Origin of the sequence: Lentzea jiangxiensis (assembly GCF_900104175.1) — a bacterium.
GTDB lineage: Bacteria > Actinomycetota > Actinomycetes > Mycobacteriales > Pseudonocardiaceae > Lentzea > Lentzea jiangxiensis.
In genome coordinates this window covers 851,280-864,092 of record NZ_FNIX01000001.1, presented here as the reverse complement: position 1 = coordinate 864,092, position 12,813 = coordinate 851,280, and the positions used below count along the sequence as shown (strand labels likewise).

12 protein-coding genes are annotated in these 12,813 nt (G+C 71.8%); 3 read left to right on the top strand and 9 right to left on the bottom strand.

Annotated features, from left to right (window positions below):
• Nucleotides 1-32: 32 nt before the first annotated feature.
• The 3 genes from BLQ91_RS04300 to BLQ91_RS04290 all read right to left on the bottom strand — a co-directional run bounded on the left by BLQ91_RS04300 (nucleotide 33) and on the right by BLQ91_RS04290 (nucleotide 2,239).
• Nucleotides 33-1,013, bottom strand: coding sequence for a tetratricopeptide repeat protein (locus BLQ91_RS04300; protein WP_090095296.1), 981 nt, complete (start codon nucleotides 1,011-1,013; stop codon nucleotides 33-35).
• On the bottom strand, nucleotides 1,010-1,834 hold the full coding sequence (locus BLQ91_RS04295) for an SCO6745 family protein (RefSeq protein WP_090095980.1): 825 nt from the start codon (nucleotides 1,832-1,834) through the stop codon (nucleotides 1,010-1,012). The genes BLQ91_RS04300 and BLQ91_RS04295 overlap by 4 nt, the downstream gene beginning before the upstream one ends.
• Nucleotides 1,835-1,933: 99 nt before the next feature.
• Nucleotides 1,934-2,239 (bottom strand): MTH1187 family thiamine-binding protein, encoded by a 306-nt coding sequence (locus BLQ91_RS04290; protein ID WP_090095979.1) that lies wholly within the window; start codon nucleotides 2,237-2,239, stop codon nucleotides 1,934-1,936.
• A gap of 173 nt (nucleotides 2,240-2,412) precedes the next feature.
• On the opposite strand from BLQ91_RS04290, the gene BLQ91_RS04285 reads away from it, so the two are divergent.
• Genes BLQ91_RS04285 through BLQ91_RS04275 form a run of 3 tightly spaced genes read left to right on the top strand, consistent with a single transcriptional unit; the run spans nucleotide 2,413 to nucleotide 5,029 of the window.
• The gene (locus BLQ91_RS04285; protein ID WP_090095294.1) at nucleotides 2,413-2,910 is read left to right on the top strand and encodes a MarR family winged helix-turn-helix transcriptional regulator; all 498 of its coding nucleotides are present in this window, start codon (nucleotides 2,413-2,415) and stop codon (nucleotides 2,908-2,910) included.
• A 32-nt stretch (nucleotides 2,911-2,942) separates the two neighbouring features.
• Nucleotides 2,943-3,989: a phosphotransferase gene (locus tag BLQ91_RS04280; RefSeq protein WP_218130149.1), complete on the top strand. Its 1,047-nt coding sequence runs from the start codon at nucleotides 2,943-2,945 to the stop codon at nucleotides 3,987-3,989.
• A complete protein-coding gene (locus BLQ91_RS04275; protein WP_143022522.1) occupies nucleotides 3,986-5,029 on the top strand; it encodes a phosphotransferase in 1,044 nt (347 codons plus the stop codon). The genes BLQ91_RS04280 and BLQ91_RS04275 overlap by 4 nt, the downstream gene beginning before the upstream one ends.
• Here BLQ91_RS04275 and BLQ91_RS04270 read toward each other — a convergent pair.
• From BLQ91_RS04270 to BLQ91_RS04245, 6 genes are all read right to left on the bottom strand, one after another.
• Nucleotides 5,001-5,336: a DUF3817 domain-containing protein gene (locus tag BLQ91_RS04270; RefSeq protein WP_090095293.1), complete on the bottom strand. Its 336-nt coding sequence runs from the start codon at nucleotides 5,334-5,336 to the stop codon at nucleotides 5,001-5,003. The two genes, BLQ91_RS04275 and BLQ91_RS04270, sit on opposite strands and share 29 nt — an antisense overlap.
• A gap of 49 nt (nucleotides 5,337-5,385) precedes the next feature.
• Nucleotides 5,386-6,429: an ABC transporter permease gene (locus tag BLQ91_RS04265; RefSeq protein ID WP_090095291.1), complete on the bottom strand. Its 1,044-nt coding sequence runs from the start codon at nucleotides 6,427-6,429 to the stop codon at nucleotides 5,386-5,388.
• On the bottom strand, nucleotides 6,426-7,337 hold the full coding sequence (locus BLQ91_RS04260; protein ID WP_090095289.1) for an ABC transporter ATP-binding protein: 912 nt from the start codon (nucleotides 7,335-7,337) through the stop codon (nucleotides 6,426-6,428). The genes BLQ91_RS04265 and BLQ91_RS04260 overlap by 4 nt, the downstream gene beginning before the upstream one ends.
• A 77-nt stretch (nucleotides 7,338-7,414) precedes the next feature.
• Nucleotides 7,415-8,206, bottom strand: coding sequence for a hypothetical protein (locus BLQ91_RS04255; RefSeq protein ID WP_090095288.1), 792 nt, complete (start codon nucleotides 8,204-8,206; stop codon nucleotides 7,415-7,417).
• Nucleotides 8,207-8,302: 96 nt separating this feature from the next.
• Nucleotides 8,303-10,549 (bottom strand): ATP-binding protein, encoded by a 2,247-nt coding sequence (locus BLQ91_RS04250; protein WP_090095287.1) that lies wholly within the window; start codon nucleotides 10,547-10,549, stop codon nucleotides 8,303-8,305.
• Between the two features lie 28 nt (nucleotides 10,550-10,577).
• Nucleotides 10,578-12,794: a GH92 family glycosyl hydrolase gene (locus tag BLQ91_RS04245; RefSeq protein ID WP_281199210.1), complete on the bottom strand. Its 2,217-nt coding sequence runs from the start codon at nucleotides 12,792-12,794 to the stop codon at nucleotides 10,578-10,580.
• Between the last annotated feature and the right edge of the window lie 19 nt (nucleotides 12,795-12,813).

Genomic DNA, 12,813 nt, shown 5'->3' with positions numbered 1-12,813 from the left:
GCTCTTGCGTCGAAGAGCCCCGGCCGCACTTGTCAGTACAGGGCGGAAGCCAGGTTCCGCCGGGCCGCGGCGACCCGCGGGTCGTCCGCCGGGAACAGCTCGAACAGTCCCACCAGGTGCTGGCGGACCCGGTCCCGGTCGTCGCCGTGGACGCGGCGGACGGTGTCGACCAGGCGCCGGAACGCCTCCTCGACCTGCTGCACGGCCACCTGGGCGTCCGCGGCGGCCAACTGGGCGTCGACGTCCTCGGGGGCGCCGTCCGCCTTGGCGATCACGGCCGGGTCCACGGCCTCGGCGCGCTCGGCGAACCTGGCCTGGGCGAGGCCTTCCCGCGCGAGCTCGTTGGCGGGCTCCGACGCGAGGATCTCCGAGTAGAAGCCCTGCGCGGCAACGTAGTCACCGCGCTCGAAGGCCTCCTCGGCCGCGACGATCCGCGGGTCCTCGGGGACCTCCTCCTGCTCGACGGGGGCACCGGCGCGGGCCTCGCCGGCGCGGATACCGGGCAGCCGGTCGCGCAGGGCGTCCAGCAACCGCGAGATCCACTGCGAGAGCTCGGCGTCGGCGATCGGCCCGGCGAACGCGTCGATCGGCTGACCGGCGGCGACGGCCACGGTCGTCGGCACCGACTGCACGCCGAACGCCTGCCCGATCCGGGGCGCGGTCTCGAGGTCGACCCGCGCGAGGATCCAGGCGCCGCCCGACGACTGGGCGAAGCGGGTCAGGGTGGCGGCGAGCGCTTGCGACTCCGGGCTGTAGGAGGCGCCGAGCAGGACCACGACGGGCACCTGCAGGGACTGCTCGACCACAGCCTGGAAGGAGGCCTCGGTGACGTCGACGATCCACGGCGCGGAGCCGTTGTCGGGCGTGGGCGAGCCACCGGAGGCGGCGGAGGCGGCGGGCGCGGCCGAGGCGGTGCGGGCCGCGTCGGCGCGGGCCTTCAGGGCGCCCAGGTCGACGGCGCCCGAGAGCGCGGCGGACAGTGCGGCGGTCTTGCGAGGATCAGGCCTTGTCACGTGTTCCATCCTGGCACGGCTAGTTCCCGGACCGGGTCCAGGGCCATCGGGTTGACGCGCATCGCCTCGTTGGCCGAAGCGATGCGCAGAGCAAGCGGTGTCATCAGTTCGACGAACCGCTCTGTCGGACCGGCACCCAGCGCTTTCCACGGTGCGAGCGCGGCCTCGTCGGTCGCGCGTTCCACCGCGGCGAGGTCGCCGGGCAGGTCCGAGACTTCCTCCCACTCTTCGACAGTCCAACCACGCGCGGTTCTCATGTATGCCGGATCGAGGGAATGTTCGCGCGCGTAGAGCGCGAGCGCGTGGCACGGCCCGATGCCGTGCGCCACCAGAGCGGCCACGTGGCCGTCGCCCCGGGCCTCGCGCAGGATCGTGCAGGCGTGCCACAGGGCCAGGTGCGGTTCGGACGGCCACGGCAGCGCGCGGTTCGCCGCCGCCAGCGGGCGTCCGCCCAGCGGAGCGGCCTCCGCCGCCGCGCGCGCCAGTCCGGCCGCCTCGGCGATCTCCGCCGTGCCGACCTCGCCCAGCAACCGCCGCAACGCCCCGTCCACGCCCTCGAGCCGCACGCGCAGGAACTCGGCGGGCGAGGCGACGGCCCACGCGTCCGGCAGCGCACGGGAGACCATGCGCGGCGCGAAGTTGTAGAACACCGCCGTCACCAGCTCCGGCGACGCGGCGCCCAGCGGCGCGGCGCGCATGCCGAAGTAGCCCATCCAGCCGCCCTTGCAGCCCAGCGCGTCGGTCGCCGCGCGCGACTCGGGCGTGAAGTACGTGACGTCGTGGTAGGGCTCGAACCTCAACCACAGCTGCCTTGCGTCCACGCCCGACACGCTAACGCAGCGACCGCCGCCGCACGGGCTCTCTCACCATGCCGGCGTAGAGCTTTCGGCCATCCGGGCAGGCTCCGCGCCCACGGGCCGTCACGGGGTGTCGGCGAGGTGCTCCTCGACCCGGTCGACCTTGGCCTTGAGCTGACCGGTGTAGCCGGGCCGGATGTCGGCCTTGAGCACGAGCGACACGCGCGGCGCAGCGGCCTGGACGGCCTCGGTGGCCTTCTTCACGACGGCCATCACCTCGTCCCACTCCCCCTCGACCAGGGTGAACATCGCGTTCGTCTCGTTGGGCAGCCCGGACTCCCGCACGACCCGGACCGCCTCGGCGACGGCCTTCGCGACGCCTCCCGACGAGTCCGAACCGGACGGGGCAACACTGAACGCGACCAGCACGCGGACCTCCTGGTGTTCGTCTCCCAGCGGTGGCTGGGCCTGCCGCCCACGCTGCCCGACCACCCGGCGGAAGGCCAGGTCTGTGCGACCACCGCCATCCCCGCCGGGACCTGCCCCGCGAACAGCAGCACTAGGTGATCCGCGGGTGGTACTGACTGGTAGCTTCCGTGCACATGACACCGCTGCCGTTCGATCCGATCGCCCGCGCGGCCGAGCTGTGGGACGACCGGGTGGGTTCCTCCACGTCGATGGCCGCCGTCACGAGCGTCATGCGTGTCCAGCAGATCATCCAGTCCGCCGTGGACGCGGCCCTCAAGCCGCACGGGCTCACGTTCGCGCGCTACGAGGCGTTGGTGCTCCTGTACTTCTCCCGCAAGGGCGCGCTGCCGATGCGCGTGATGGGCGAGCGCCTGCAGCTGCACCCGACGAGCGTCACGAACATCGTCGACCGGCTGGAGAGCGACGGGCTGGTCCGCCGCACGCCCCACCCGACCGACCGCCGCACCACGCTGGTGGAGATCACCGAAGCCGGTCTCCAGCGCCGTGAGAGCGCGACCGCGGCCGTCGTCGAGGTGAACCTCGGGCTCAAGGGCCTCACCGACCGGCAGACCGAGCAGCTCACCGACCTGCTCGCCAAGGTCCGCCGGGCGAGCGGCGACTTCGAGGACTGAAATCCGGTTGAGGCCGTCGCGATGATGGTCGCGTGACGGAACGGTCGATCATCGCCCTGGTCAGCACCCCGAGCGGGTTCGCGGGCCGCACCGGGCCGATCGCGGTGGACAGCCCCCGGTGGGCGGACACCGAACCCGTCAACGCGGCGCTGGAACGCCTGCTGGGCGTGCCGACGAACGTGCTCAGGCTCGTGTCCGCCGAGGGCGGTTCCTCCGGCTCGGGCGGCGTCGTCACCTACCACGTCGAGGCGCACGGCGAACCCGACCGCTCGCGGCTGCACCCCACCCTCGAACCGGCGGACGACGCCCCGCACAGGCTGCCGTGGGCGCGCAGGGGCGGTCCGGCCGAGCTCCTCGCCTGGGCCGACGCGCAGGTCGACCGCACCGGGCCCGCGGTGCAGGTGAAGTCGTGGAACCTGTCGTCGGTGCACCGGCTGCCCACGGCGAACGGCCCGGTGTGGCTCAAGACCGTGCCGCCGTTCTTCGCCGACGAGGCCGAGGTGATCGCGATGGTCGCGGCGCACGACCCCGGCCTCGTGCCCGAGGTGATCGCCTCCGCTCCGCGCCGGGTCCTGCTCGCCGCGGCACCGGGCGAGGCCTGCTGGGACACCCGGCCCGAGCACGTCGAGGAGGTCGTGCCGCGCTGGGTGGCGGTGCAGCACGCGCTGGCGGGTGAGCCGCGGGTGCGGCGGTGCCCGGTGCCGATGCCGTCGTTCGGGCTGCCCGACACGCTCGTGCACGGCGACTTCCACCCCGGCAACTGGTTCAGCGGGGGCGTGGTCATCGACTTCTCCGACGTCGTGTGGGGGCACCCCGCGCTGGACGCGGGCCGGTTGGTCGAGTTCTGCCGGCCGGACCTGCGCGACCACGTCGAGGAGGTGTGGAGCAGGGCGTGGCTGCAGCTGCGCCCGGACAGCAGGCCGCGGGAAGCGCTCGACGCCGCCCGCCGGGCCGCGCACCTGCTCAGCGCGGTCCAGTACCAGGAGTTCCTCGACAACGTGGAGGACTCCGAGCGGATCTACCACGAGGGTGATCCCGAACGGCACCTGAGGGCGGCGCTGAGGTTGGTGACGGCATGACGAAGCGGACGGTCGTCGCCCTGGTCAGCGCGCCGAGCGGGTTCGCGGGCCGCACGGACGTGCTGCCGGTCCCCACGCGGGACTGGAACCACGTCGAGCCCGTCAACGAGCTGCTGGAAGAGCTGCTCGGCGTGCCGACGCACGTGCTGCGGCTGGTCTGCGTGCAGGGCGGTGAACCGCCGTGGGGCGGCCAGGTCACCTACCACGTCGAGGCGCTCGGCGAACCCGACCGCTCGCGGCTCCACCCGGCCGCCGAGCCCGAGCCCGACGCGGAGCACCGGCTGCCGTACGCCCGGCCGGGCGGCCCGGCCGAGCTGGTCGCGTGGGCGGACGCGCGGGTCGAACGCACCGGGCCCGCCGTGCAGGTGCGCACCTGGAACCTCTCCACCGTCTTCCGGCTGCCGACCGCGGACGGTCCGGTGTGGCTCAAGGCCATCCCGTCGTTCTTCGCCGACGAGGGCGCGGTGGTGGACCTGGTCGGCCGGCACGACCCGACGATCGTCCCCCGCGTGATCGCCTCGGCACCCCGGCGGGTGCTGCTCGCCGACGCCCCCGGCGGCAAGTGCTGGCCGGTCACCGCCGAGCACGTCGACCTCGTCGTGCCGCGGTGGGTGGCCGTGCAGAACGCGCTGGCCGGCGCGCCGCGGCTCCGCCCGACCGCCGTCGCGATGCCGTCGTTCGGGCTGCCGGACACGCTGACGCACGGCGACTTCCACCCCGGCAACTGGCGCCGCGGCGGCGCGGTCATCGACTTCTCCGACGCCGTCTGGGGTCACCCCGCGCTCGACGCGTGCCGGGTGCTCGAGTACGCCCCGCCCGAGCTGCACGACCACATCAGGCGGGTGTGGAGCGAAGCGTGGCTGCGGCACCGCCCGGACAGCCGCCCGCTGGAGGCCCTCGACGTCGCCCGCCGCGCGTCACGCCTGCACAACGCGGTGAAGTACCAGCTCTTCCTGGACAACATCGAGACCTCCGAGCGGATCTACCACGAGGGCGACCCGCAGGTGGAGCTCAGGGCTGTTCGGGAGATGGTGCGCTAGCGGGCTCGTCGAGGCGGCCGGTCTTCGCGGCCCAGCGCTCGAAGAGCACCGTGCCGAACGGCGGAATGCTCGACAGCAGGCCGAGCAGGAGCGTGCGCGCGTCCCACTTGAGCGGCTCCTTCGTCATCAGCGTGACGAGGATGAAGGCGACGAACACGAAGCCGTGGATCGGGCCGAAGATCTTGACGCCGATCTCGTTCTGCACGACGACGTACTTGAAGAACATCCCGAGCAGCAGGCCCGCCCAGGAGACCGCCTCGGCCAGGGCGAGGATGCGGAACCGTCCGACCACGCTGGAGAACGTCATGGTTGTCCATCATGAACCGTGACTGGGAGCACAACGCACCGGGGGTGTCCTATTCCTCCCATTTGAAGACGCGGGAGGCGACGAACCCGACCACGAGCGAGAAGCCGACGAGGACGGCCGCCGGCACCGCGAGCGCCTCGATCCCCTTGCCGCGCACCAGCACGTCGAGCATGCCGTCGTTCATGTGCCGCAACGGGAAGATCTCCGACACGACCTGCAGCCACGCGGGTGCCCGGTCGACGGGGAAGAACGTGCCGGACAGGAACGCCATCGGCAGCACCACGATGTTCGCCGCCGCGGACGCCGCCTCCTCGGTCTTCGCGAACGCGCCGACGAGCATGCCGAGCGCGAAGAACGCGATGGTTCCCAGCAGCAGCAAGGGGATCGCGAGCCACCAGTGGCCCGACAGCCGGAGCCCGAACACCGGCAGCGACGCGATGCCGATGAAGATCGCGCCCTGCAGCAGCGCGACCCCCGCGCTGACGATGATCCGCGACGACAGCACCGAGGTCGTCGAGACCGGCGCGAGCCGGATGCGCCGCAGCACCTGCTTGCGCCGCCACGACACCAGCGTGAGCGCCGACCCGAACACCGCCGACACCGCCACACCCCACGACAGGATGCCCGGCGTCAGGTACTGGATCGGTTCGAGGGTGGCGTCCTCGACCTTCTGCGAGACGAACGTGAACCGCGGCGGCTGCCCGGTCGCGGCGAGGTTCGCCTTGTCCACGAACCCGTTCACGATCCCGAGCACGGTCGCCGACTCGACCTGGTCGCTCTGCGCGTACCGGACGTCGACCTCCTGGCCGCGGACGATCAGCGCCGCGGGGAGGTCGCCGTCCTCCACCTTCCGCACAGCCGCGTTCTCGTCGTCGTACGACTCGAACTCGAGGGTGCCGCTGTCCCGCAGCGCGCTGACGATCGGGCCGTCGCCGACGAGCGCGATCCTCGTCCTGTCGGTGCCCGCGTCGCGCAGGACCAGTCCGAAGATGACGAGGAACATCAACGGGAACAGGAAGGTGAAGAACAGCGTCACCTTGTCCCGGACGAACCCCTTGAGCATCGCCACGGAAAGCGTCTTGAACGCGGTCATGCGCGGTACTCCCGACCGGTCAGGGTGAGGAAAACGTCTTCGAGGGTGGCCGTGCGGACCTGCAGGCCGTCGAGCGCGCCGCGCTCGGCCAGTGCGGAGAGCACGGGAGCGGGGCGGCGCGTGGAGATCGTCAGCGACACCTCGTCCTCGTGCGCCTCCTCGACCCCCTCCATCGCGACGGCGTCCGCGACCGGCACAACACCCTTCTGCAGCGTCACGTGCGTCGGCGCGTCGAGTCCGCGCACCAGCACCGCCGGCCGGTCGAGCGCGAGGATCCTGCCGGTGTCCATGATGGCCACGCGGTCGCAGAGGATCTCGGCCTCGTCGAGGTAGTGCGTGGTGTAGACGATGGTCTTGCCGCGCTCCTTGATGGCGCGCAGCACGTCCCAGAGGTTGCGGCGCGCCTGCGGGTCGAGCGCCGCGGTCGGTTCGTCGAGGAACACGACGTCCGGATCGTGCACCAGCGCGCACGCGATCGAGAGCCGTTGGCGCTGCCCGCCGGAGAGCTTGTTCTCCTGCTCGTTCGCCTTGTCCGCCAGGCCGACCAGCTCCAGCATGTCCGCGGCCGTGCCGTGGCTCACGCCGTAGAGCGAGCCGAACGTCTGCAACTGCTCCTTGGCGGTCAGCTTCTCGAAGAACGACGAGGCCTGCAGCTGGACCCCGATGCGCGGCAACAACTTCACGTTGCGCGGCCACGGGCTCTCCCCGAGCAGCCGCACCTCGCCGCTGTCGGGCTCGCGCAGTCCCTCGACGATCTCCAGGGTGGTGGTCTTCCCGGCTCCGTTGGGGCCCAGGATGCCGAAGAACTCCCCTTCGGCCACGGTGAACGAGACACCGTCCACCGCCTTCAGCTCGCCGTAGCTCTTGCGGACGTCCCGCACCACGACCGCCGCCCGTTCCTCCGTCATGGGCGAGACGCTAGGTCAGCGCCGGGCAGGACACGGAGCGGAACGACGAAAGTCGGCGCGAAGTCGAGACGAACGGGTCAGCCGCCCGCGACCAGCAACGGGCATGCGGCGCGGAAGTCGTCCAACCTCCGCAGCGCGGCCGAGAACTGGTCGAACCGCGCCCTCGGGACGGCGGCGCGCACGTCGCCGAGCACCTGCCACAGGTACCGGTGCTCGGCGGTCTCGACGACCAGCTCCGGCGGGTCCACGACGTCCGCGGCGAACGCGAGCGCCACGGCGGCGGCGCGCAGGCACGCCGTCGCGAGCGTGACGCAGTCCTCGACGAGCGTGCGGTCGTCCTGGGCGCGCACGACCCCGTTGACGGCGAACCGGGTCGCCTGCATGAGCGCGAAGTAGAGGCGCTGCCCGGCCTGGGCGCGTTCGTGCGGCAGGTCCTCGGTGCCGCGGCCGGGCGGCACGACGGTCATGCCCACCTGCGGGCGGCGCAGCACGTGGTCGAAGAGCGCGGTCGGCGCCCAGAGCAGCGTGCGCCAGGCGTCCTCGCTGATCGACGTGCCCATCCTGGCCGCGTTGTCGAGCACGTCGAGGTAGGCGATGAGGACGCCGGAGAGGAAGACGCCGCCGCGGTCGCCGGCGACCCGTTCGACGCCGAAGCGCTCGTCGGGACCGTCGTCGCCGGCTCCGGAACCGGGAGCCCACTCGATCATGCCGCTGGTCGCCAGGACCACGTGGGCGAGCCGCTGGTGCACGAGCGGCGCCGACAGCACCGTGTCGTCCAGGCCCATCTGGACCAGCGTGGACGCGGCGTGCTGCAGCGACTCGCGGCGTTGCGGCACCAGGTCGGGGTGCAGCAGGCGGATCGGTTCCACGTCGCCCTCCCCAGGTCGGTCGTTCCGCCCACGATGAACGGCCGGGGCTCGGAAGTCATCCGGATGGCGCGCAGCGTTACGTCTCAGTTGGACGTCTCAGCCCGATCGGGCCCACGCCGCGAGCTGTGCGCGGGAGGACAGGTCCAGCGCGGTCTTCACGTTGTGCACGTGGGATTCGACGGTCCGGTGCGAGATCCCGAGCTTGGCCGCCACCTGGGCGTTCGTCAAGCCCTGCGCCACCAGCTCGACGACCATGCGTTGCCGGTCGCTCAGCACCGGGTCGCCGGCGAACCCGGTGTCCAGCGCGGTCTCCAGGGCGTGCCGCACGTCCATGGCCCGCCCGGCGGTGAGCGCCCGGTGGAAGGCCGCGCGGGTCAGCGACTCCCGGGCGAGGTCCATCGCGGCCGTCATCTTCCGCCGCCACCACGGGTCCGGCGGGATGACCCACGTCGTGCGCATCTGGTGGCACGCGACCAGCAGGCGCACGCCGAGCTCGTGCCGTCCGGACAGCACCGCGACGAGCCCGCACCCCTCGACCGGCTCCAGCACGGCACGGGGCGCGTCCGCCGTCATCCGCGCGCTCTCGGCGAACCGGGCGCCGGCCGTCGTCAGGTCGCCGCGTTCCAGGGCTATGCAGCCCGAGGAGTGCGCGGCGATGGCCACGACGTCGTGCCGCGCGTGCGCCCTGAGCACCGGCAGCGCGGCCTCGACCAGCTCGGCCGCGGCGTCGACCTCGCCCTGGACCAGCAGCCCCCAGCCGAGGTTCTGGCTCGACACGGCCACGCTGACGTCGTTGCCGTTGCGCACGCCGTGCTCGATCGAGCGGCGCAGCGCCCGCACGGTGTTCGGCACGTCGTCCATGCCGTCATAGGCCCCTGCCAGCGTCCGGAACAGCCGGCACAGGATCAGGTCCTGCCCGCCGGCCTCGGCCGTCTCGACCGCTTCGAGGGCGTACGCCACCGCCTCGTCGTGGCGTTCCTCGTGCCGTGCCAGCAGGGACGCGTACTCCAGCGCGAGGATCCGGTAGCGGGTGTCCGCGGGCGTCCGGTCCAGCACCTGCACCAGCACCGCGCCCGCCTCGGCGAAGTAGCCGCGGTCGAAGCACACCCGCAGCAGCATCGTGGCCAGCATCAGCCTGCGGTCGTCCTGCGGCGCCACCAAACGGTGGAACGCGTACGTCGCGTTGTCGTACTCCTCGTGCTGCGCCTTCACCTGCTCCGGCGTGAGGATCGACGACGAGACGCCCGGCTCGCCCTTCTCGCACAGCCAGGCGACGATCCGTTCGGCGATCACCTCGCGCTCGCCGTGCTCGACGAGCCGTTCCTCCGCGTAGAGGCGGATCGACTCCAGCATCCGGAACCGGCCGTCGTCGCCCCGCACCACCAGCGACTTGGCGTGCAACGCGCCGAGCAGGCCGATCACCGGGCCGCCGTGCACCACCTCGGCGATCTCCAGCCCGAACCCGCCGGGCAACAGCGAAAGCCTGCGGAACAGCTCCTGTTCCCGCGTGGTCAGCAGGTCGTGGCTCCACGCGACGGCCGCGCGCAGACTCCGGTGCCGGGCCTGCTCCCCGGCGTCGCTCAGCAGGTCCAGCCGGTGGTCGAGGCGGTCCGCGAGCTCGGCCGGCGGCACGGTCGCCGAGAGCTTCGCGGCCAGTTCGACGGCGAGCGGCACACCGTCGAGCCGCGCGCAGATCGCGGCGGCGGAGGCGTGGTCGGCCGCGGCACCGGCGCGTTCGGCGAAGAGGCGGACGGCGTCGGAGTCCATGCCGTGCAGCGGGTACACGACCTCACCGACCGCTCGCAGCGCCTCCCTGCTCGTCGCGAGGACGTGCACGTTCGGACAGCGCGACAGCAGCGCGTCCACGACCTCGCAGCACTCCTCGACGAGGTGCTCGCAGTTGTCGACGAGGAGCAGGACCCGTCGGTGGCTCAGCTCGGCGAGCAGCGCGGCCAGCAGCGAGAAGCCCGTGTGCCGGTACGCCCCAACGGCTTCCGCGAACGCCTGCACCACCTGGTCCGCCCGGCTCAGCCCGCCCAGCTCGACCGTGCGCACCTCGGTCCGCCGCACCCGCCGGGCCAGCTCGACCGCGAGCCGCGTCTTCCCCATCCCGGCCGAACCGACGACCGTGAGCATCCTGTGCTTGCGCAGCAACGGAAGCAGCTCGGCCAGCTCGCGCGCTCTGCCGACGAACACGTCGTCGTACGCCGGCAGCTCGGTGACCACAGTGGACGTTCCGGAGGACCGCCGGCGGTACGCGCGCTGGCGGCACGCGTTGGAGCAGTACCGCGCCCGCGACGGCAGGGGCGCGAAGTCCGTGCCGCAGCTCGTGCAGGTGCCCATCGCACGAGCCTACGACCGAACGAGCGTCTCAGTTGGGAAGTGTGTGGAGGTCGACCTCGAGGGTGGTGCCGGACCGCAGCTCCGCGAGCTCGACCCGGTCCTTGGACTTCGACAACCACCCGCTGCGGACGCGCTGCACCACCTGCGTCTTCGCGACGTCGGCGGCCTCGGCCTCGATGACGACGTCCCGCCCGTTCTCCAGGTGGACGACCGCCTTGCGGAACCTGGGCGCGTGCGGCACGAACTCCCCGGTGCCCGGCACGACCGGGTACATCCCGAGCGCGCTGAACACGTACCAGGCCGACATCGTGCCGAGGTCGTCGTTGCCCGTGACACCCGCCGGCCCGTTGACGAACAAGGTCTGCGCGGCCCGCACCACCACCGACGTCTTCTCCGGCCTGCCGATGAGCGCGTACATCCAGGGCGCGTGCAAATCGGGTTCGTTGTTCGGGTTGTACCTGAACTGGTTGTAGTACTCGTACGGCCCGACAACCCACTTCTCGCGGACCGTGCGCTTCGGGTCCGCCAGGAGGTCCGGGTACGCGAAGAAGTCGTCCAGCCGCGCCTCGGCCGCCGCCTTGCCGCCGAGCGCCGTGATCAGCCCGGTGACGTCGTGCTGCGCGAGCCACTGGTACTGCCACGCCGTGCCCTCGTGGAACCCTTCCGGCCCCTGCGGCGTGAACGGGTCCAGCCAGGCGCCGTTGGGCAGCTTGGGCCGGGGGAAGCCGGTGAAGCCCCGGTCCGTGACGCTGTGGTCCCACAGGGTCCGGTGGTTGAGGCCGCGCACCCTGAGCCGTTCCGCGTCCTCCCGGTGCCCCAGCGCCTCGGCCATGATGGCGAGCGTGGCGTCGGCCAGCGCGTACTCCAGCGTCGCGGACGCGCCGTGGTGCGGGTCGGTGTCCTGCCCCTTCTTGGGGAAGCGCTTGTCGTACTGGACGAACCCGTTGGCGAGGTAGCTCGGGTTGCCCGACCTGCCCTGGAACCTGCTGGAGGCCGGCGGGATCCCGTCGGCGTTCTGCACCAGCGCGCGGTAAGCCCGCTCCTCCAGGCCTTCGAGGTGCCCGAACCGCCACAGGTCGACCAGGAACGGCGTGACCGGATCACCGGTCATGCAGTTCGTCTCCTGGTTCGCGAACGCCCACCGCGGCAACCAGCCACCCTGCTCGTGGATGGCGAGGACGCTCCTCGCGATGTCCTGCGACCGCTTGGTGCGGAGCAACGCGAGCAGCTGGTTGTGGGCGCGGTAGGTGTCCCACAGCGAGTAGTACTCGTAGTACGTCCAGCCGTCCGCCTGGTGGACCTGGCCGTCGAAGCCGCGGTACCGGCCGTCGGCATCACTTCCAGTGAGCGGCTGCAGCAGCACGTGGTAGAGCGCGGTGTAGAAGACCGCCCGCTCGTCCCAGTCGTCCGTGTCGATCTCGATGCACGCGAGCTCGTCGCGCCACGCCTGCTGGGCCTCGTTGCGGAGCTCGTCGAAGGACCTGCCCTTCGTCTCCGCCTCGAGGTTGCCGGTCGCACCACGCTCGTCCACTTGGGACAGTGCGGTGCTCGCGGTGACCGGTCCCGGGGTGAACGTGACCCAGGCGCCCCTCAGCCCCGCTCCGCCCCTCGACTCGTTCTGGCCCGGCTTCGGTCCCGACGGACCCCAGGTGCCGCAGCTCGCGAACGGACGGTCGAACCTGGTGGTGAAATGCGTGAGGTACGGCCGGCCGCCGCAGAACGCCTGCGTCTCCACGGTTCCCGTGATCGTGCGGTCGTCGACGACGCGGACGGAGCTGGCGCTGACCGGTTCCTTGTCGTTGGCCTGGCCGACGTTGACGAGCAGCGTGCCCTGGACGCCGTTGGGGAACGTGTACCGCTCCACGCCCGCCCTGGTGGTCGCGGTGCACTCGACGGTGATGTCCCGGTCCAGCTTCACCTTGTAGTAACCGGGCTTGCCGATCTCACCGTCGTGCGTGTAGCCGCTGGCGTAGCGCTTGTGGTCGAAGCTCTGCGGGAGCTGCGTGACCGGGAGGATCGAGACCAGACCGCCCTGCTCCCAGCAGCCCGCGCCGGACAGGAAGAAGTGGCCGAAGCCGCGGATGTGCTGGTCGTCGTAGCGGTAGCCGGCGTAGTGCGAGCCGATGGGGCTGCTGTGCGTCTTGCCGAAGGGCATGGAGGCGCCCGGGAAGGTGTTGCCCTCGTCCTTCGTGCCGATGAAGGTGTTGACCGACTCGATGGGGTCCAGTGCTTCCACGGGTTTCACCCTAGAGGGGGTCGGGGTG